The sequence below is a fragment of the Allobosea sp. GW823-FHT01F03 genome (assembly GCF_058798075.1).
The window spans coordinates 4,642,499-4,662,870 of the sequence record NZ_CM179505.1 but is presented as its reverse complement, the minus strand read 5'-3'; the positions used below and the strand labels follow the sequence as shown (position 1 = coordinate 4,662,870).

17 protein-coding genes are annotated in these 20,372 nt (G+C 67.5%); 13 read left to right on the top strand and 4 right to left on the bottom strand.

Annotation, left to right across the window (positions count from 1 at the left end; translation table 11 throughout):
• Positions 1-17 precede the first annotated feature (17 nt).
• Positions 18-791 (top strand): SDR family oxidoreductase, encoded by a 774-nt coding sequence (locus AC3RCC_RS22385; protein WP_492256633.1) that lies wholly within the window; start codon positions 18-20, stop codon positions 789-791.
• Positions 792-947: 156 nt separating this feature from the next.
• Entirely contained in the window at positions 948-1,442 is a 495-nt protein-coding gene (locus AC3RCC_RS22380) for a peptide deformylase (RefSeq protein WP_492256632.1), read from the top strand.
• Between the two features lie 12 nt (positions 1,443-1,454).
• Here the strand turns inward: AC3RCC_RS22380 and AC3RCC_RS22375 are convergent, their stop codons facing one another.
• A complete protein-coding gene (locus AC3RCC_RS22375; RefSeq protein ID WP_492256631.1) occupies positions 1,455-2,660 on the bottom strand; it encodes an ABC transporter substrate-binding protein in 1,206 nt (401 codons plus the stop codon).
• A gap of 443 nt (positions 2,661-3,103) precedes the next feature.
• On the bottom strand, positions 3,104-4,444 hold the full coding sequence (gene aptA / locus AC3RCC_RS22370; RefSeq protein ID WP_492256630.1) for an omega-aminotransferase AptA: 1,341 nt from the start codon (positions 4,442-4,444) through the stop codon (positions 3,104-3,106).
• 176 nt (positions 4,445-4,620) lie between these two features.
• Between aptA and AC3RCC_RS22365 the strand changes: the two genes are divergently transcribed.
• Complete coding sequence (locus AC3RCC_RS22365; protein WP_492256629.1) at positions 4,621-6,441, top strand: hypothetical protein; 1,821 nt, start codon at positions 4,621-4,623, stop codon at positions 6,439-6,441.
• Positions 6,442-6,488: 47 nt separating this feature from the next.
• Here the strand turns inward: AC3RCC_RS22365 and AC3RCC_RS22360 are convergent, their stop codons facing one another.
• Positions 6,489-6,824: a hypothetical protein gene (locus tag AC3RCC_RS22360; RefSeq protein ID WP_492256628.1), complete on the bottom strand. Its 336-nt coding sequence runs from the start codon at positions 6,822-6,824 to the stop codon at positions 6,489-6,491.
• On the opposite strand from AC3RCC_RS22360, the gene AC3RCC_RS22355 reads away from it, so the two are divergent.
• Positions 6,823-8,199, top strand: coding sequence for an EAL domain-containing protein (locus AC3RCC_RS22355; RefSeq protein WP_492256627.1), 1,377 nt, complete (start codon positions 6,823-6,825; stop codon positions 8,197-8,199). The genes AC3RCC_RS22360 and AC3RCC_RS22355 overlap by 2 nt on opposite strands.
• A gap of 117 nt (positions 8,200-8,316) precedes the next feature.
• A complete protein-coding gene (locus AC3RCC_RS22350; protein WP_492256626.1) occupies positions 8,317-9,174 on the top strand; it encodes a TIGR01459 family HAD-type hydrolase in 858 nt (285 codons plus the stop codon).
• A gap of 182 nt (positions 9,175-9,356) precedes the next feature.
• Here the strand turns inward: AC3RCC_RS22350 and AC3RCC_RS22345 are convergent, their stop codons facing one another.
• Entirely contained in the window at positions 9,357-9,740 is a 384-nt protein-coding gene (locus tag AC3RCC_RS22345) for a response regulator (protein ID WP_066468028.1), read from the bottom strand.
• 270 nt (positions 9,741-10,010) lie between these two features.
• Here AC3RCC_RS22345 and AC3RCC_RS22340 point away from each other — a divergent pair, with 270 nt between their 5' ends.
• The 8 genes from AC3RCC_RS22340 to AC3RCC_RS22305 all read left to right on the top strand — a co-directional run bounded on the left by AC3RCC_RS22340 (position 10,011) and on the right by AC3RCC_RS22305 (position 20,224).
• Positions 10,011-10,457, top strand: a complete 447-nt coding sequence (locus AC3RCC_RS22340) for a MaoC family dehydratase (protein WP_452116684.1) — start codon at positions 10,011-10,013, stop codon at positions 10,455-10,457.
• A gap of 94 nt (positions 10,458-10,551) precedes the next feature.
• Positions 10,552-11,535 (top strand): bifunctional riboflavin kinase/FAD synthetase, encoded by a 984-nt coding sequence (locus AC3RCC_RS22335; RefSeq protein ID WP_492256625.1) that lies wholly within the window; start codon positions 10,552-10,554, stop codon positions 11,533-11,535.
• A gap of 206 nt (positions 11,536-11,741) precedes the next feature.
• Positions 11,742-14,765, top strand: a complete 3,024-nt coding sequence (ileS, locus tag AC3RCC_RS22330) for an isoleucine--tRNA ligase (RefSeq protein WP_492256624.1) — start codon at positions 11,742-11,744, stop codon at positions 14,763-14,765.
• Positions 14,766-14,803: 38 nt separating this feature from the next.
• Complete coding sequence (gene lspA / locus AC3RCC_RS22325) at positions 14,804-15,292, top strand: signal peptidase II (RefSeq protein ID WP_291637308.1); 489 nt, start codon at positions 14,804-14,806, stop codon at positions 15,290-15,292.
• A gap of 71 nt (positions 15,293-15,363) precedes the next feature.
• Positions 15,364-16,020, top strand: coding sequence for a hypothetical protein (locus AC3RCC_RS22320; RefSeq protein WP_291637191.1), 657 nt, complete (start codon positions 15,364-15,366; stop codon positions 16,018-16,020).
• A gap of 157 nt (positions 16,021-16,177) precedes the next feature.
• Complete coding sequence (locus AC3RCC_RS22315; protein WP_492256623.1) at positions 16,178-17,470, top strand: M16 family metallopeptidase; 1,293 nt, start codon at positions 16,178-16,180, stop codon at positions 17,468-17,470.
• A 106-nt stretch (positions 17,471-17,576) separates the two neighbouring features.
• Positions 17,577-18,869, top strand: coding sequence for a M16 family metallopeptidase (locus AC3RCC_RS22310; RefSeq protein ID WP_291644871.1), 1,293 nt, complete (start codon positions 17,577-17,579; stop codon positions 18,867-18,869).
• Positions 18,870-18,907: 38 nt separating this feature from the next.
• Complete coding sequence (locus AC3RCC_RS22305) at positions 18,908-20,224, top strand: phosphoglucose isomerase-related protein (protein ID WP_492256622.1); 1,317 nt, start codon at positions 18,908-18,910, stop codon at positions 20,222-20,224.
• Positions 20,225-20,372: the final 148 nt, after the last annotated feature.

Sequence of the window (20,372 nt, the reverse complement as noted above, 5' to 3'; positions counted from 1 at the left end):
CGGCAGGAGATCAGGCCATGGCCGAGCACAGCATCAAGGGCAAGACCGTCATCATCGCTGGCGGCGCCAAGAATCTCGGCGGGCTCATTGCCCGCGACCTTGCCGCGCACGGCGCAGCCGCGGTCGCGATCCACTACAACAGCGCCGCCAGCCGGGCGGATGCCGAGGCGACCACCACCGCCGTAAAGGCGGCCGGGGCGCAGGCCGTCGCCTTTCAGGCCGATCTGACCAGCGCAGGCGCGGTCGAGAAACTCTTCGCCGATGCGACCGCAGCGCTCGGCAGGCCGGACATCGCGATCAACACCGTCGGCAAGGTGCTGAAGAAGCCGATCGCCGAGATCAGCGAGGCGGAATATGACGAGATGGCTGCGGTGAACGCAAAATCGGCCTTCTTCTTCCTCAAGGAGGCCGGCAAGGTGCTGAACGACAACGGCAAGGTCACGACCGTGGTGACCTCGCTGCTCGGCGCTTTCACGCCGTTCTACGCCGCCTATGCCGGCATGAAGGCACCGGTGGAGCATTTCACCCGCGCCGCCTCGAAGGAGTTCGGCGAGCGTGGCATCTCGGTCACCGCGATCGGCCCGGGTCCGATGGACACGCCGTTCTTCTACCCGGCCGAGGGGGCGGACGCAGTCGCCTATCACAAGACCGCGGCAGCCTTGTCGAAGTTTTCGCCGACCGGCCTGACCCATATCGAGGACATCGTCCCCTTCATCCGCTTCCTCGTCTCCGAGGGATGGTGGATGACCGGCCAGACCATTCTGGTGAATGGCGGCTACACGACGAAGTGAATGCGTCGGACTGCGCCGGCCTCTCGCCGGATCGCGACATCGTCATTGGGGAGATCGTGGCGTGACAGCGCCTGGCGCGTAGAGCGCGGCGATCCGGCTTGCTAGGCTACGTTCCCCCCAACGGCATCTCAGCCAGGAAACACCAAGAATACCGCGATGCCTGTCCGACCGATCCTGAGTTTCCCTGATCCGCGTCTGCGCCTGACCGCGGCCCCTGTCCTGCGCTTCGACGCCGATCTGCGCGCCCTCGCCGACGATCTGCTCGAGACCATGCGGGCCGCGCCGGGCATCGGCATCACCGCGCCGCATATCGGCGTGCTCTCCCGGCTCGTAGTGCTCGAACTCTCGCCCGGCGAGGTCCGCACCTATGTCAATCCGGAGCTGGACCAGATCTCGCGTGAGACCACCCGCCACACCGAGGGCAGTGTCTCGATGCCGGGGGTGACCGACGAGCTCGAACGTCATGCGCGCATCCGCGTGCGCTATCAGGATCTGGACGGGAAGGAGCAGAGCGAGGAGGCGGACGGGCTTCTCTCGATCTGCCATCAGCACGAGATCGACCAGCTCGACGGGATCTTCTGGATCGACCGCCTGTCGCGGCTCAAGCGCGACAGGCTGATCGCCCGCTACAACAAGCTGCGGCGGGCTTAGGAACCGGTTGCTTCACCTCTTGACGAGCGGGCACTCGCCCTCGCTGAGCGGGCGGAAGGCCTGGTCGCCGGGAATGGTGCGGATCAGCTTGAGATAATCCCAGGGGTACTTCGATTCCTCGGGCTTCTTGACCTTGAGCACATAGAGGTCGTGCACCATCCGGCCGTCCTCGCGGATCACGCCGTTCCTGGCGAAGAAGTCGTTGACCGGCGTCGCCTTCATCTGTGCGGCGACCTTCTCGGTCTCGGTCGTGCCGACTGCCTTCACCGCCTTGAGATAGTGCAGGATCGAGGAATAGGTGCCGGCCTGGCCCATGGTCGGCATCGCCTTGTGGCGTTCGAAGAAGCGCTTCGACCAGGCGCGCGTCTCCTCGTTCAAATCCCAGTAGAAGGCCTGGGTCAGGATCAGTCCCTGCGCATCCTGCAGCCCGATGGCGTGGATGTCGGTGATATGCAGATAGAGCCCGGCGAGCTTGGTCCCGCTCTGCGGCAGGCCGAACTCGGTCGCCTGCTTGATGGTGGCGATCTGGTCGGCGCCGGAGCTGGCGATGCCGACCATCTTGGCGCCGGAGCTTTGCGCCTGCAGGAGATAGGAGGAGAAGTCGGTGGTGCCCTGAGGATGCTTGACGCTGCCGATGATCTTGCCGCCGGCCTTCTTTACCGCCTCCGAGGTGTCGCGCTCGAGCGCATGGCCGAAGGCGTAGTCGGCGGTGATGAAATACCAGGGGCCGTCCTTGGCCAGCGGCAGACCCGTGCCGACAGCGAGCGCATAGGTGTCGTAGGTCCAATGGATCCCGGTGGGCGCGCAGAATTTTCCGGTGAAGTCGGAGGAGCCGCCGGTCGAGGCGAGGACGAGTTTGTTCTTGCGCCGGCCGATCTCCTGGATGCCGAGCAACACCGAGGATGTCGGGATGTCGGCGATGACCTCGACGCCGTCCTCGTCGATCCAGCGGTTGACCAGGGCAGAACCGATATCGGGCTTGTTCTGGTGGTCGCCGGCGAGGACCTCGATCGGTCGGCCGAGAACTGTGCCGCCGAAATCCTCGACCGCCATCTGGGCGGCGATCACCGAACCGGGCCCGGCCATGTCGGCATAGATGCCGGCCATGTCGTTGAGCACGCCGATCCGCAATGGCTTGGGTGTCTGGGCGAGAGCGGGGCCGAGCAGGAAGGGCGTGAGAAGGGCGGCCAGTCCAGCGGAAATGCTGCGAAGCGACATCGTTGGTCCCAAGAGAAACTGCGAAGATTTGCAGAGCCTTAGGTGTCGCTTTATCAGGTGGTCAATGCTGCGGTGCGCAAATAAGAACGAACGGCTGAACAACGGGATTCGAAGAGACGAGGCCGTTCGTCAGGGCAATCGTCGAGGGAAGTTTCTTCCCCCGACGCGCGCGACCGGTTGCGGTTTGGCGATGACTTACCCGGGGCCGTAGGCCGCTTGCAGAACGGCGAGAAGTTGTCGCCCTGTGTTGCGGTCCAGCTGGATCGTTTGGCTGAGCTTCCCGGGAATCTCCCGATCGGGCGAACCAAACGTATCAATCTGGACGATGGGACCATCGATCCCATCGCCAAAGGTCTTAACACGGGCGTGCACCTTGGTTGGGTGCAGGTTCCCGTTCTCGATTCGCACTTCGAGCGTTTCGATGCGCGCCCTTCGAGCCCTGCCTATGCCGCCACCGTCCGGATCGCCCGGCGTAGCTTGCCGATCAGCTCCTCGACCTGGTCCTCGGTGATGATCAGCGGCGGCGAGAAGGCGATCGTGTCGGCGGCGGTGCGGACCATCAGCCCTTCCTCGCGGAACAGGCGGTCCATCGCCTCGAAGGCGCGCTTGCCGACTCCGTCGGCACGCGGGGCGAGGTCGATGGCGCCGACCAGGCCGACCGTGCGGATGTCGACCACGTTCGGCTCGCCCTTCAGGCTCATCACCGCATCGGCCCACATCGGCTCCATGGCGCGGGCGCGCTCGAACAGGCCTTCCTCGCGATAGACGTCGAGTGTCGCCAGGCAGGCCGCCGCCGCCAGCGGATGGCCGGAATAGGTGTAGCCGTGGAACAGCTCGATGACGTTGTCCGGCCCGTTCATGAAGGCGTCGTAGATGTGCTTGCGCACGATCACGCCGCCCATCGGAACCGTGCCGGAGGTCACGCCCTTGGCGAAGGTGATCATGTCGGGGATCACGCCGTAGCGCTCGGCGGCGAAGGCGAAGCCGAGGCGCCCGAAGCCGGTGATCACCTCGTCGAAGATCAGGAGGATGCCGTGCTTGTCGCAGAGCTCGCGTAGGCGCTTGAGATAGCCCTTCGGCGCCGGCAACCCACCGGTCGAGCCGGCCATCGGCTCGACGATCACGGCGGCGATGGTCGAGGCGTCGTGCAGGGCGACGACGCGCTCGAGGTCGTCGGCGAAATGCGCGCCATATTCGGGCTCGCCCTTGCTGAAGGCCTGCTTCTCGCGGTCATAGGTATGCGAGATGTGGTCGGTGCCGGTCAAAAGTCCGCCGAAGAATTTGCGGTTGTTGACCATGCCGCCGACCGAGATGCCGCCGAAGCCGACGCCGTGATAACCGCGCTCGCGGCCGATCAGGCGGGTCTTCGAGCCCTTGCCGGAGACATTCCAGTAGGCGAGCGCGATCTTCAGCGCCGAATCCGCGGCTTCCGAACCCGAGCCGGCGAAGAAGACGTGATCGAGATCGCCCGGAGCGAGCGCCGCGATCCGTGCCGCGGCGGCGAAGACCTTGGGATGGCCGTATTGGAAGGAAGGGGCGTAATCGAGTTCGCGGGCCTGCGCCTGGATCGCCTGGATGATCGGCTCGCGCGCGTGGCCGGCATTGCAGCACCAGAGCCCGGCGGTGCCGTCCATCACCGGCTTGCCCTCCGGCGTATAGTAGAACATGCCCTCGGCGCGGGCGATCATGCGCGGATTCTGCTTGAACGAGCGGTTCGCCGTGAACGGCATCCAGAAGGCTTCGAGGTCGTTCGGCGTGGCGATCGCGCCCATCGCGGAGGTCATGATCCGATCCCTTTAGTTTTTAAAAACTTCCTCAGCCTAGCAGCGTGCAACGGGCTGTAAATCCACGGTCCGGCGGGGCATCCCTGCGCCGGGCGGGCGGCGGGGCACCTCTGTCGCAGATGACGCAACGTCGTTTCCGGCGTAGCTTGAAGGAGGGGACTCTGGATCGCGCCCCAATGGTCGTTCGCGCCACAGCTCTGGATGGGGAGAACGGGCTGGCGCCGGATGAGATCCGCGCCGAGCTCGAGCGTGTGCTCGCCTCCGACATCTTTCGTGCCGCGCCTCAGCTCACGGCCTTCCTGAGCTTCATCGTCGAGCAGACTTTGGCAGGGCGGGCGAACGAGCTGAAGGGCTACACGATCGCTGTCGAGGCCTTCGGCCGTTCGGCGGATTTCGACCCGCAGGCGGACCCGATCGTCCGCGTCGAGGCCGGGCGCCTGCGCAAGGCGTTGAACCTCTATTTCGCCGCCGACGGCGTTGCCGATCCCGTGCGCATCACCGTTCCCGTCGGCGCCTATGTCCCGTCCTTCGAGCGCGCTGCTCCGCCGGCGCCCCCCGAAGAGGAGATTTCCGAACAGGACGTGCTCGCGGCGCAAGAGGTGCATCACGAGAGCTCGGTGCCGGTCGAGAGCGGTGCGGCTGCCGCCGGGCCTTCGCGCTACTGGCTCTATGTCGCGGGCCTCGGGCTCCTGCTCGGCCTAGCCGCGATCGGCTTCTGGTACTGGGGAGAGCACGGCACGAGCGGGACGGCAGCGCGCTTGCCTGACATCGCCTCGCAATTGCCGCCGCTACCAGCCGCGCCGCTTTCGGATCCACCGCCCACAGTCCGGGCCGTACCTCTGGTGAGGGCGCGCCTGCCCGTGGTCTCGGTCGAGGTCGCCGAGACGGTTACCGATGCTTCGCTGGATGATACCACCCGCAATTTCGTCCGCGAGGTCGCGGACACGATGGCGCGTTTCGACGATCTCGTGGTCGTCAAGCTGCCGGAGCCGCTGACGCGTGCGGGTGAAGGGAGCGATTACATCCTGTCGATCAGTGCCCGGCGCGCCGGCAATGCGATCGAAGGGTTCGCCCGGCTGAGCGCCGCCAGGGACGGGCGGGTCGTCTGGACCACTTCGGGGGAGGGCAGCGTCGACAGGTTCGGCGAGGGCCTGCCGATGCGCGAGGTGGCCCAGCGCCTGGCGATCCGGCTGGCGCAGCCTTTCGGCGTGCTCCACGCGGATGCGCGCCAGTCGCCTCCGACCCCGGCGGCTGCCTGTCTGTTCCTGGCCTTCAATCTGCGCCGGACCATGAAGGCCGAAGATCACCTCGCCGCGCGCGACTGCCTGGAAGAGATTGTCGCTCACAATCCGGAGTTCCATCCGGCCTGGTCGCAGCTCGCTTTGCTGGCGCTCGACGAATACGCCTCGGGCTTCAATGCCAGGCCGGGCTCGGCTCTAGACCGTGCGCTCGCCGCCGCGGTCACCGCGGTCCGGCTCGCTCCGGCGAGTGCTCGGGCGCATCAGGCCATGATGGACGCGCAGTTCTTCCGGGGGGCGACCGAGGACGCGCTGAAGGCAGGCCGCGAAGCGCAGACGCGCAATCCCTATGATCCCGACGTGCTCGCCGCTCTCGGCGCGCACTACATCCAACTCAACCGGCCGGCCGAGGGGCTGCCGCTGCTCGAGCAGGCCGTCGCGCTGTCGATCGGTCGGCCGCCCTGGTACGATTTCTATCTGTATCTCGCGGCCTATCTCACGGGCGCAACCAGGTTGGCGGAAGCGCATGCCGCTCTGATCAATGCTGAGGAGACCCCGTTCGGCCTGATCGGGCGCGCCATGGCTGCCGCTGCGAGCGGCGACGGATTCGCGCTTGAGCGCTCTCTGCGGACTTTGCGCCAGAAGGTGCCGCTCTTCGATCTCGATGCGGGGCTCTATCTACGCCGGAGAGGATTTTCGCCCGAGGTTAGCGACCGGATCATCGCCGCGATCCATGCCCGGGGCGTGCCGCCGCGCTAGATCGCCGAACCTCCTATCGGACGCAAGCCGGCGATCCAGCCCATCGTTCAGGCATCGGCTTTGTCCGGAAAGCGGATGGTATTTTCTCGTCGGATGCTCGGCAAGGGACGCAGCAGTCCCTTCCGAGGCATGAGGATCGGCGCTGTCCCGGCCCGCTTGGCTGGTTTTCGCCTGTTTTTCACCGGCGCGAGCCGGTCGGGGTCGTGCCCGCTCTCGCAGCCACCCGTCCGGACGGCTATTCTGCGGCTGTCGCGGGTGATTCGCCGCTCCGGCATTCCTTCCACCTCTTTTTGCGTGATCCTGCCCTTGGCTCGCATCCGCCTCAGCGCACTCCCACCGGCCGCCAGCGGCGTCGCCGGTTTTTCGCTGGGTGCCGCCGCCATGCTGCTGCTTCCGGGCGGGCTCGCCAATGCCGTCGGTCTGTTGGCCGCCGGGCTCGGCCTGTCCGGCTCGTTCGCGCTGATGCGCCGCAACTGGGCTGGCGAGCGCGAGCAGCTCCTGGCTGCGGTCGGCGAGGTCAAGGTTCGGTTGGCGACCAATGCCATCCGCCTGGATGGCATGGCGAAGCGCATCGACCAGCTGCCGATGAGCGAGGTCGAGGCCGCGCCGGCCCGGGCGATGCTCAACGAGCTGACCGCCGAGGTCGGCCTGCTCGGCGACCTGCTGCAGCAGGTCGCGACCACGCTTGGCGATCACGACGACCAGCTGCGACTGGTTCAGGATAAACTTGCAGCGGCGGTGCAGCCACCTGCGCGGCAGGGGCCGACGGCACTGACGGAGCGCGGTGCACCGCGCGAGGCCGAGCCGCTCGTCGCGGTCCGGCAATCGCCGGCCGAACTGGCGCAGATTCGGGCTGCCGAGCAGCGCGCCGCGGTGATCAGCGACGCCCTCGCCAATGGCCAGGTCGAGGTCCATCTCCAGCCGATCGTGCAGCTGCCGCAGCGCCGGACCCGCGGCTACGAGGCACTGGTGCGCCTGCGGCTGGACGAGAAGACGCTGCTCCTGCCGGCCGAGTTCATGGAGACGGTCGAGCAGCGCGGTTTCGGGCCGACGCTCGATGCGCTCGTCCTGACCCGGGCGCTCGCGATAGCCCGCTATCTCGGCAGCAAGGAGGGCGGGCTCTTCGTCTCCTGCAATTTCAGCGGCGCGACCTGGGGCTCGTCGCGCGCACTGGCCACGCTGGCGCGTATCCTCGAAAAATATCATGCCCATATCGGCAATCTCGTCATCGAGATGCCGCAGCGCGTCTTCCGCACGCTCGAGCCGACTGCCCTCGGTCTTCTGGGGGCGATGTCGGCGAACGGGGTGCGCTTCGCGCTCGATCACGTCACCGATCTGCGTCTCGATCCGGCCTCGCTGCATGATCGCGGCGTGCGCTTCGTCAAGGTCCCGGCCTCGCTGCTCCTGGCCGAGGCAAAGGGCGGGCCGGCGACCGACATCGCCACCGGCGACCTTGCCGCGCATCTCGCGCGTGCGACGATCCAGCTCGTCGCAGACGAGGTCGAAGACGATCCGATGGTCGCCGACATGCTCGATCTCGGCGTCGGCTATGGCCAGGGCGCGGTCTTCTCCCCGCCGCGCCCGGTGCGGCCGGAGGTCTTCGCCGAGCCGGAGGCCGTGGCGCCTGCACCGGCAGCCCCTGCACCGACTCCGCCGGCGGCCGCCGAAGTCGTCAACTATCCGCCGCCGGCTCCCGCCGCGCCGCCTACCCCGACGCGGGTGCCTTTCCGCGATGTCCTGCGACGCGCGACCGGCTGAAACAGCCTGGACGCCGGCGCGTTATGCCCTGATCAGACTGGCCGGCCTGTCACTGGCGGCGTATTGAGCCCGATGCCGTGGCGCCAGCCGCCGCCCATTCCAAGCCGGAGCTTGCCCGTGCCGTCTTCAACCCGCCTGCTTTCCGGCGTTTCGCCGATCATCGGTCAGTATGAGCTTTGCCTCTGCGACATCTGGGGCGTCGTTCATAACGGCGTGGCGCCCTATGCCGAGGCCTGTGCGGCGCTGGCGAAGATGCGGGCCGGCGGCGTCACCGTCGTGCTCGTCTCGAACGCGCCGCGCCCGCGCTCCGAGATCGCGATCCAGCTCGGTCGTCTCGGCGTCCCGGGCGATGCCTTCGACGCGATCGTCACCTCCGGCGACGTCGCCCGCGACCTGATCGCCCATCGCGCCGGCGAGCCGCTCTATCATCTCGGTCCGGATCGCGATCTTCCGCTGCTCGCGGGGCTCGACGCGCCGCGCGTCCCGGCCGCCGAGGGACGCTATGTCGTCTGCACCGGCCTGTTCGACGACGAGACCGAGACGGCGGAAACCTATGCCGAGGCGCTTGCCGATTTCGCCCGTCGCGACCTCACCCTGATCTGCGCCAATCCCGATCTGGTGGTCGATCGCGGCGGTCGCATGGTGCCCTGCGCCGGCTCGATCGCACTCGCCTATGAGAAGCTCGGCGGCCGGGCGATCTATGCCGGCAAGCCGCACGCCCCGATCTACGAGCTGGCGATCCGGCAGGGTCAGGAGCTGCGCGGCGAGAATGTCGAGAGGTCGCGCATCCTTGCCATCGGCGACGCGATCCGCACCGATATCGCCGGCGCGGTGCATTACGGTCTGGGATCGCTGATGTGCCTCGCCGGTATCCATGCCGAGGAGACCGGTGAGCTCTTGCCGGCAGACTTGCAGGGCTGGTTCGCTCGTCAGAGCTACCGTCCCGACTACGCGATGCCGCAGCTGGCCTGGTGATGAAAGGGGAAGAGCGACAGCCGTACCGACAGGCGGTCGCCATTCCTGCCGCAGCGCAATGAAGCGCCGGAATCCGTTATAGAGCGTAGCGCCTTACGAAGGATTTCGGAGCGGCGCCGCTGGCGCGGCTTGTCCGGAATGATGGAGTTTTTGCGAGCGGAGCCCGAGCGGCCGGCCCGCTCTCAGGCGGCGCAGACCGATTCGATCTTGGATTTCAGCGTCTGTGCGTTGAACGGCTTGACGATGTAGTTGTTCACGCCGGCCTTCTTGGCGGCGATGACGTTCTCGGTCTTCGATTCCGCGGTCACCATGATGAAGGGCGTCGCGGCGATCTCTTCCTCGTTGCGGACCTGGCGCAGCAGCTCGAACCCGGTCATCGGCTCCATGTTCCAGTCGGAGATCACCAGCCCGTATTTCTTGTCGCGCATCTTGGCGATCGCGCTGCTGCCGTCCGAGGCATCGTCGACATTCTCGAAGCCGAGTTGCTTCAGCAGGTTGCGGATGATGCGCACCATGGTCTGGTAATCGTCCACCACCAGGATCGGCATCGACGGGTCAAGGGCCATGGTGGAACTCCGAACATGCAAGCGCGCACCGGGCAATACCGATGCGCTGGCCGCTCTCCCAGAGCGGCGACCATGGGTCAACCCTGATAGCCGAGCGGTGTTTCAAAGCCGTTAACCCGTTCGTCGACTGACCTTACGTCATCATCCAAAAGGCGACCTCCTCAGAACACGAAAGTTCTATGGTGCAATGCAGCGAATTGTGAAACGCTGCCATACCCTGTCCCGTGCGGCAGCGGGCTTTTCACCGTTGCTGCGCATGCGAGACGACCGATGATGACCAGCGCGCTCTATCAGGTCCATGCCTTCGAGGACCTGGCCATCGGCCAGCGCGAGAGCCTGATGCGCACCGTGATGGAGCGCGACATCTCGCTCTTCGCCGACCTCTCCGGTGACGCCAATCCGATCCATCTTTGCGACCGCTACGCCGCTGGCACGAAGTTCGGCCAGCGCATCGCCCATGGCATGCTGACGGCCAGCCTCGTTTCGGCCCTGCTCGGCACCCGCCTGCCGGGGCCGGGCGCGGTCTATCTCTCGCAGACCCTGAACTTCCTCGCCCCGGTCAAGATCGGCGATGTCGTCACCGCGCGCGTCGAGGTGGTGGAGCTGGTCGTCGAGCGCCGCCGCGCCCGGCTGTTCTGCGAATGCCTGGTCGACGGCAAGGCGGTTCTCGAAGGCGAGGCCTGGGTGGCGCTGCCGAAGGCGGCAGCGAAAGCCTGAAGGCCAAGGCCCAAGGGTCAAGTCTTGACGCTTCCGCCGGCTTGAGGCCAAACACGGCCGCCGGATGGTCCCGGCGCCCGGACGCTTGCGCTCCATGACCTCATCAGCCGAAGCGCCGCGAACCGACACGCCGGCCGCCTTCATCCTCGAGCCGGGAAAGCCCGTGCCGGACGCCCTGCGCGGGCGGGTGCTGGCGCTCGGCAATTTCGACGGCGTCCATCGCGGCCATGCCGAGCTCGCGCGGGTGGCGAACGAGATGGCGGCAGGGCAGGGCGGCAAGGCGGCGGCGCTGACCTTCGAGCCGCATCCGCGCTCGGTCTTCCGGCCGGACCAGCCGGTGTTCCGGCTGACGCCGGCGGCGCTCAAGGTCGAATTGCTGGCCGGCGAGGGGCTCGCTCCGAGCTTCGTCCTGCCTTTCGACCGCGAGATCGCCGCGGTCGCGGCCGAGGCCTTCATCGACGAATTGCTGCTCGGCCGGCTCGGCGCCGCCGGTCTGGTCTGCGGCTATGATTTCCATTTTGGCGCCGGCCGCACCGGTTCCCCGGAGATGCTGCAGGCGCGTGCAGGCGCGGCGGGCGTGCCGGTGGCGGTGGTCGCGCCCTATTCCTGGCAGGGCGAGCCGGTTTCCTCGACCCTGATCCGGGCCGCTCTGGAGCAGGGCGATGTCGCCCGTGCCGCCGCCTTCCTCGGCCGGCCCTGGTTCGTGCGCGGCGTGGTCGCCCATGGCGACAAGCGCGGGCGCGAGCTCGGCTACCCCACCGCCAACATGCATCTGCCGCGCGACTGCCGTCTGCGCTACGGCATCTACGCGGTGCGCATGCGCGTCGACGGCATCTGGCGCGACGGCGTCGCCAGCTTCGGCAGCCGTCCGACCTTCGACGACGGCGCGCCGCGGCTGGAAAGCCATCTCTTCGATTTCGCAGGCGACCTCTACGGCAAGACCGTCGACGTAGCCCTCGTCGCCTGGCTGCGTGGCGAGGCTAAGTTCGAGGCGCTGCCGCCACTGATCGCGCAGATGGACGCCGACAGCCGGCAGGCGCGCGACATTCTCGGCCGGACGCCGCCCTTCCTTCCCTAGGCAACGCCTGCTAGAAGCCGCTCATGTCCGCTTTCCGCGCCACGATCATCGCACTGTCCCGGCGAATTACGAGCCCGGCTGCCGCCCTGCGCTGACGCGCGGGCGCCTGCGCAGTCCGGGATTTTGATCGCTTTCCCAGTTTTCGCGGACAAGAGCGCAGCGCCAGACCGATCTGGCCCGCCTGTCCGAACCGCCAGAGCCGGATCATGAACGACAAGACCGCAGAAATGCCCGCCGCCCAGGACGCCAAAGCCCAGGAGGCCAAGGGGCAGGACTATTCGCAGACCCTGTTCCTGCCGCAGACCGAGTTTCCGATGCGGGCCGGCCTGCCGCAGCGCGAGCCGGAGCTGCTCGCCCGCTGGGCCAAGATGGATCTCTACCGCAAGCTCCGCGAGACCGCGAAGGGCCGCGATCGCTTCGTCCTGCATGACGGTCCGCCCTATGCGAACGGCAACATCCATATCGGCCATGCGCTGAACAAGGTGCTGAAAGACCTCGTCACGCGCTCGCAGCAGATGCTCGGCCATGATTCCAACTACGTGCCGGGCTGGGATTGCCATGGCCTGCCGATCGAGTGGAAGATCGAGGAACAGTACCGCGCCAAGGGCCTGAACAAGGATGATGTCCCGGTCGTGGAGTTCCGCCGGGAATGCCGCGCCTTCGCCGAGCACTGGGTCGATGTGCAGCGCACCGAATTCAAGCGCCTCGGTGTCGAGGGCGATTGGGACGATCCCTATCTCACCATGGCCTATCCGGCCGAGGCGCAGATCGCCCGCGAGATCATGAAGTTCGCGCAGAACGGCATGCTCTATCGCGGCTCCAAGCCGGTGATGTGGTCGGTGGTCGAGAAGACCGCGCTCGCCGAGGCCGAGGTCGAATACGAGGAGCATGTCAGCGACACGGTGTTCGTGGCGTTCCCGGTGCTCGGTTCGGGGCCGCTTGCCGGGGCCTCGGTGGTGATCTGGACGACGACGCCCTGGACGATCCCTGGCAACCGCGCGATCTCCTTCCATCACAAGCTCGCCTACGGACTCTACCGCGTCACCGCGGCGCCGGAGAACAACTGGGCCAAGCTCGGCGCGACCTATGTGCTGGCGAAGAACCTGGCCGAAGGCGTCTTCAAAGCGGCCAAGGTCGAGGCCTTCGAGCTCGTGGCGGATGTGTCCGCCGAGCAGCTCGCCGGCCTGACGGCGGCCCATCCGCTGCGCGGCCAGGGCTACGAGTTCGACGTTCCCCTGCTTGATGGCGACCATGTCACCGACGATGCCGGTACCGGCTTCGTCCACACCGCGCCGGGTCATGGCCGCGAGGACTTCGACATCTGGATGGCGAGCGGGCGCATGCTCGCCGAGCGCGGCATCGAGACCAGGATTCCCTACACCGTCGATGCCGATGGCCGCTTCACCAAGGATGCGCCGGGCTTCGAGGGCGCGCAGGTCATCACCGACAAGGGCGAGAAGGGCAACGCCAACGACGTCGTGATCAAGGCGCTCGCCGCCTCCGGCAACCTGGTCGCCCGCGGCCGGCTCAAGCACCAGTACCCGCATTCATGGCGTTCGAAGAAGCCGGTGATCTTCCGGAACACGCCGCAATGGTTCATCGCCATGGACAAGCCCTATGGCGATGCGGGGGCGCCCGATCCGGCGGCTCCCGCGCCGGTGGCGGGCGGCAATGCCGACACGCTGCGCAACCGGGCGCTGAAGGCGATCAAGGATACGCAATGGGTTCCCGCCGCCGGCGAGAACCGCATCAACGGCATGATCGCCAACCGGCCCGACTGGGTGGTCTCGCGCCAGCGCGCCTGGGGCGTGCCGATCACGGTCTTCGTCGCGAAGGAGACCAAGGAGGTCCTGGTCGACGCGAAGGTCAACGCCGCCATCGCCGAGGCCTTCGAGGCGGAAGGCGCCGATGCCTGGTTCAGCGACACCGACGGCGCCCGCTTCCTGAAGCCCTTCGGCTACGACCCGGCCCAGTATGAGCGCGTCACCGACGTGCTCGACGTCTGGTTCGATTCCGGCTCGACCCATGCCTTCACCTTGGAGAAGCGCGCCGATCTCAAGACGCATCGCGTCGTCGACGGCGGCAGGGACAAGGTGATGTATCTCGAAGGCTCGGACCAGCATCGCGGCTGGTTCCATTCGAGCCTGCTCGAAAGCTGCGGCACGCGCGGCCGGGCGCCTTATGACGTCGTCCTGACCCACGGCTTCTGCCTCGACGAGAAGGGCGAGAAGATGTCGAAGTCGAAGGGCAACGTCACCGCGCCGCAGGATGTGATCAAGGACAGTGGCGCCGACATCCTGCGCCTCTGGGTCGCGGCCGCCGACTATTCCGACGATCTGCGCATCGGCAAGGAGATCCTCAAGACCTTCGTCGAGACCTATCGCAAGCTGCGCAACACCATGCGCTGGATGCTCGGTACGCTCGCCCATTTCAGCGAGGAGATCCGCGTCACCGAGCCGGCCTCGATGCCGGAGCTGGAGCGGCTGATGCTGCATCGCCTCGCCGAGCTCGGCCCGCAGGTCGAGGAGGCCTATCGGACCTATGACTACAAGAAGGTCGTGAACCTGCTCTCGCAGTTCATGAACACCGAGCTCTCTGCCTTCTATTTCGACGTCCGCAAGGACGCGCTCTATTGCGACCCGCGTTCCAGCCATGTCCGCAAGAGCGCGCTCACCGTCGTCGATCAGCTGTTCCGCTGCCTGACGACCTGGCTCGCGCCGATCCTGGTCTTCACCGCCGAGGAGGCCTGGCTCGAGCGCTATCCCGATCAGAAGGCGGGGGAGGGCTCGGTCCATCTCGAGCTCTTCGCGCCCGTGCAGGAGAGCTGGTTCGATCCCGAGCTCGCCGAGCGCTGGGCCAAGGTCCGGCGCGTGCGCCGCGTCGTCACCGGCGCGCTCGAGCTGGAGCGTGCGGCCAAGCGCATCGGCTCTTCGCTCGAGGCGGCGCCGGTCGTCCATATCACCGATGCCGATCTGCGCGCCGCCGTGAGCGGGCTCGATCTCGCCGAGATCTGCATCACCTCGGGTGCCAGGATCTCCGATGTCGAGGGGCCGGAAGAGGCCTTCCGCCTCGCCGACGTGCCCGGCGTCTCGGTCGTGCCGGTGCGGGCATCCGGGGTGAAATGCGCCCGTTCGTGGAAGTATTTCGACCCGGCGACGGCCGAGGCCGACTATCCCGACGTCACGCCACGTGACGCCAGGGCGCTGCGCGAGCTTCGCCGCGCCGCATGAGCCCGCAGGAGCCGAACATGCTGGCGGCCGGTTCCGGCATGACGCCGCTGCGCCGCTTCGGCGTGGTCCTCGCCCTGGTCGTGCTGCTGCTCGACCAGGCGAGCAAGCTCTGGCTGCTGTTCGGTGCGCGCCTGGCCGAGGAGGGGCCGTTCCAGATCACCTCCTTCCTCGAATTCGTGCTCGCCTGGAACCGTGGCATCTCCTACGGCTTGTTCCAGCAATCGACTGATATCGGCCGCTGGGCGCTGGTGGCCGTCTCCTTCCTGGCGCCGATCTGGCTGGGGCGTTGGATGTGGCGCTCGCCGGACAGGCTGACGGTCGCGAGCCTTGCCCTGATCATCGGCGGTGCGATCGGCAACGGCATCGACAGGGCCGTGTTCGGCGCCGTGGTCGACTTCGTCCACGTCCATTTCGGCAGCTTCAGCTGGTACATCTTCAACATCGCCGATGCGGCCATCGTTGTCGGCGTGGCCGGGCTTCTGTATGAGTCCTTCCGGCCCGGCGGCGGCAAGCCGGCTGCGGAGTGAGTTTGCTCGCCATGGTTTTGCCGCGCCGATCGATCATGACGGGGTCTCGTACCCTGGGACGGAGAATGGACATGGCTTATCGGATCCGCGCCTCGCGCATGCTGCTCGCCGGCGGCTTGTTGCTGGCTGCGACCCCTGCCTTTGCCCAGGAAGGCGTGCTCTTCCAGAACCTGGTGAAAGGCATGGGGCTTTTCGGCAGCGACAAGGACGACATCGAATACAAGCAGCGCGCTCCGCTCGTCGTGCCGCCGTCCTCGGCACTGCCCCGGCCGCAGGAGCCCGGCGCGACGCGCACCGCCGCCTGGCCGGATGACCCGGACGTCGCCCGCCGCAAGGCTGACCGCGAAGGCGCCCGCGCGCCCTTCTCCAGCACCGAGGCGTTTCGCGGCAACAACAGGCCGGAGATGTCGCAGCAGGAGCTGCGCCGCGGCCGTGTCGCCGGGCGAGCCAATGGCCCGGAAGGGATCGTTCCGGACCACAACAACTACAACAACCAGATCGCGCCGATCCGTATCGGCCGCGAAATGGCGGCGCGCCAGGCCCAGACCGACACGTCCAATCTCGCCTATGGCGTCGAGCCGGAGCGCAAATATCTCTACGAGCCGCCGACCGGCTACCGCATGCCGGCCAGCACGGCGCCGCTCGGACCCGGCGCGCGCGGCCCGCAGGAAGACAAGCAGGCGGTCGGCCAGCGCGAATTCATCGCCGGCACCAAGCCGATGCAGTAGCGGCCGGGCCTGCCGGCCGGTACGCACGCCCCATGAGGCGATGCGGGCTGGTGTCCGGCGCGGCGCGGGCCTATCTTCCGGTTGAGCCAATTTTCGGCTCGGGGCTTCTTGCGCCCGGGCCGGTATCCGTCCGTTGCCCGAGGAGTCCGCCCAGCCCATGACGGTCCACACGCCGCCCAGCAGCGTCGCCAGCACGGTCGAATCCTTCCGGCTCGCCAATGGCCTCGAGATCGTCGTCGCCCCCGACCATCGGGCTCCGGTCGTGACCCATATGGTCTGGTATCGCAATGGTTCGGGCGACGATCCGGCCGGCAAGTCCGGCATCGCCCATTTCCTCGAGCACCTGATGTTCAAGGGCACGGCGAAATGGCCGGCCGGCGAATTCTCCAAGATCGTCGCCGGTTATGGCGGCCAGGAGAACGCTTTCACCTCTTTCGATTACACCGCCTATTTCCAGCGCGTGCCGAAGGAGCACTTACGCGCGATGATGGATTACGAGGCCGACCGGATGACCGGCCTCGCCTTCGACGAGAGCGTCGTCGGTCCGGAGCGCGACGTGGTGCTCGAGGAACGGCGCATGCGCGTCGACGCCGACCCCGCCGCCCAGCTTGGCGAGGAGTTCTCCAGCGCGCTCTATGTCCATCATCCCTATGGCACGCCGATCATCGGCTGGGAGCACGAGATCGAGGGGCTCTCGCGCGACGATGCCTTCGCCTATTACCAGCGCTTCTACACGCCGGAGAACGCGATCCTCGTCGTTGCCGGCGATGTCGAGCCGGCCGAGGTGCTGCGCCTGGCGCAAGAGACCTATGGCACGATCCCGGCGCGCGGCGAGCCGCCGCGCCGCAATCGGCCGGCAGAGCCCGATCCGCGCGCCGCGCGCCGGGTCTCGCTGGCCGATCCGCGCGTGCAGCAGCCTTCGCTGCGCCGCGCCTGGCTGACCCCGACCTATCTCTCTGACAAGCGCGATCATGCCTTCGCCCTCGAGCTGGCATCGGAGATACTCGGCGGCGGCACGACCTCTCGGCTCTATCGCCGGCTCTGCGTCGAGCAGGAATTGGCGGCCGGCGCCGGCGCCTATTTCATGGGATCGATGGTCGACCGCTCCGCCTTCCAGGTCTCGGTGAGCCCGCGGCCCGGCGTCGCGATGACGGCACTGGAGGCGGGCCTCGACGCGGCACTCGCAGCGTTCATCGCGGATGGGCCGACCGAGCTCGAACTCGCTCGCGCGCGCACCCGCCTCGTCGCCGAGACGATCTTCGCCCGTGACAGCCAATCCTCGCTGGCGCGCATCTTCGGCGCTTCGCTCGCCGTCGGCGAGACCGTCGAGGATGTGCTGCTCTGGCCCCAGCGCATCGAGGCCGTCACCCGCGAGCAGGTCGTCGAGGCGGTGCGCCTCTATCTCAGGCCCGATCGTTCGGTGACCGGGCTGCTCCTGCCCGCCGCTTGATCCGCCGGAGCAGACTACGAGAACGGAAGCCGGGTCTTTCGTGTCGGGCCTGTTCCGAACTCTGGACAGTAACCGGGCCTCAGCCGTCACGCCGTCAGGAAACGCCATGAACGCGCCGACCATCCCCGCCCTTGCCGCCCCCGGCCCCGCGCTCGACGTGCAGCGCGTCACCGCTTCCTGCGGCGTCGAGGCCTGGCTGGTCGAGGAGCACAGCCTGCCGCTGCTGGCGCTCGATTTCGCCTTCGACGGCGGTGCCAACCGCGACCCCGCCGATGCTGCCGGCAGCGTCAACTTGGTCTCCGGCCTGCTCGACGAGGGCGCCGGCGATCTCGACGCCGAGGCCTTCCAGGGGCGCATGGCCGACCATGCGATCAGCCTGTCCTTCGATGCGCGGCGCGACGATTTCCACGGTCAGGTGCAGACCCTGTCGCGCCATCGGGACACCGCCTTCGAACTGCTCGGGCTCGCGCTCAACGCGCCGCGCTTCGACGCCGATGCCGTCTCGCGGGTCAAGGCGCAGGTCATCGCCGGCCTGCAGCGCCAGGCCCAGAACCCCGATGCGCTCTGCCGCAACGCGCTCTTCGCCGCAGCCTTTCCCGGCCATGCCTATGGCCGCCCGGAGCGCGGCGAGATCGCCAGCGTCGGCGCCTTGCAGCCGGAGGCGCTGAAGAGCCTGACGCGTGATCTGCTGACGCGTGGCGGGCTCAGATTCGTCGCAGTCGGCGACATCACCGCCACCGAACTGGCGCAGCGCCTGGACGATCTTTTCGCCAGGCTCCCGGCCGGGCAGCCGCGGACCATGCCGGAGGCCGGCCTGCCGATCGCCGATCTCGGCAAGACCCATGTCGTCGATCTCGACGTGCCGCAGACCGTGCTGCGCTTCATCGGCCCCGGCCTGATGCGGCATGATCCCGATTTCTTCGCCGGCACCGTGCTGAACCACATCCTCGGCGGCTCGGCCTTCACCTCGCGCCTGTTCATGGAGGTCCGCGAGAAGCGCGGCCTCGCCTATGGCGTCTCCTCCAGCCTGATGCCGCTGCGCCAGAGCGGGTTCCTAATCGGCGGGACCTCGACCCGTAACGACCGCGTCGCCGAATCCATGACGGTGATCCGCGAGGAGATCGCCAAGCTCGCCGCAGAAGGGCCGAGCGAGCATGAGGTCGAGGAGGCCAAGCGCTACATCATCGGCTCCTACCCGCTGCGCTTCGACACCTCGCCCAAGATCGCCGCCGAATTGCTCGGCCTCGCGGTCTCCGGCTACGGCCCGGAATTCCTGGCCGAACGCAATCGGCGCTTCGCCGAGGTCACGCTCGCCGATGTCCGGCGTGTCGCATCGCGCCTCTTCGGCGATGGGCGCCTCCTGGTGCAGGCCGTCGGCCGCCCGGTCGGGCTCGCCTGAGCGTTACCATCCTTCCTCCAGCCGTCCGGATCCGCTCCATGCTCCAGCAAAGCCTCGATCTCGCGCTCGTCTCCGGTGTCGGCGAAGGCGGCATTCCCGATGCCGCCTTCGAGAAGGCGGTGGCCGATCTTGCTCCCGCTCTGGCGCGGCTGAATGGCGAGGCCAAGACCCTGCCGCTGCTTAGCCTGCCGGCCGAGACCGCCGACCTCGGTCCGGTGCGGGCCGCTGCCGAGCGTCTGCGCCAGGGGGCCAGCGACGTGCTCGTGCTCGGCACCGGCGGCTCCAGCCTCGGCGGCCAGACGCTGGCGCAGCTCACAGGCTACGGCACCGCCGGCCTCTCGGCCTTCCTGCCGGAACCGCGCGTCCATTTCATCGACAATCTCGACCCGCTGACCTTTGCGGTGCTGCTGAAGACATTGCCGCTGAAGACGACCAAGTTCGTCTCGATCTCGAAATCCGGCGGCACCGGCGAGACCCTGCTGCAGAGCATCGCCGCGATCACCGCATTGCGTGGCGCCGGCATCGCCGAGGACCGGATCGGCTGGCATTTCCAGGGCCTGTCCGAGCCGGCCAAGCCCGGCAAGCTGCATGCGCTGCGGGCCCTGCTCGAGCCGTTCGGCGTGCCCTTCCTCGAGCATCATACCGGCGTCGGCGGGCGCTATTCGGTGCTGACCAATTGCGGCCTGCTGCCGGCGGCGGTGCTCGGCCTCGACATCGTCGCGCTGCGCCAGGGCGCCGCCAAGGCGCTCGCCCCGGTCCTTGCCGGCAAGGGTGTCGAGGAGACCCCGGCGGCGCTCGGCGCCGCGCTCAACCTCGCGGCGATGCGCAACGGCAAGAACATCGCCGTGCTGATGCCCTATGCCGACAAGCTCGCCCTGTTGACCCGCTGGTGGATGCAGCTCTGGGCCGAGAGCCTCGGCAAGGACGGGCAGGGCACCCAGCCGGTCGGCGCGCTCGGGCCGGTCGACCAGCATTCGCAGCAGCAGCTCTATCTCGCCGGTCCGAAGGACAAGCTCTTCACGGTGCTGACCGTCGCCAACAAGGGCAAGGGCCCGGCGATCGACGCGGCGCTGGCAAAGCAGATCGGCGAGGGCGATTTCGCCGGCAAGACGATCGGTGACCTCGTCGCGGCCCAGGGTCTCGCCATGATCGACACCTTCGCCAAGAACGGCCGTGCCGTGCGCAAGCTTCATGTCGATGTGGTCGACGAGGCCAGCCATGGCGAGATCCTGATGCATTTCATGCTCGAGACCATCCTCACCGGCTACGCCATGGGCGTCGATCCCTTCGACCAGCCGGCGGTCGAGGAGGCGAAGATCCTCGCCAAGCGCTATCTTGCCGAAGGGCGCGGCTGAACGATTCGGCCGGACCGCTGCTTTCACCCACGACGTCATCCCGGGCGAAGCGAAGCGCAGACCCGGGATCCATTATCGAGCGCGGAGCTCTGCGATGGATCCCGGTGCAAGGCCGGGATGACGCGATTTGAAGCTCGCGCCGAGCTTC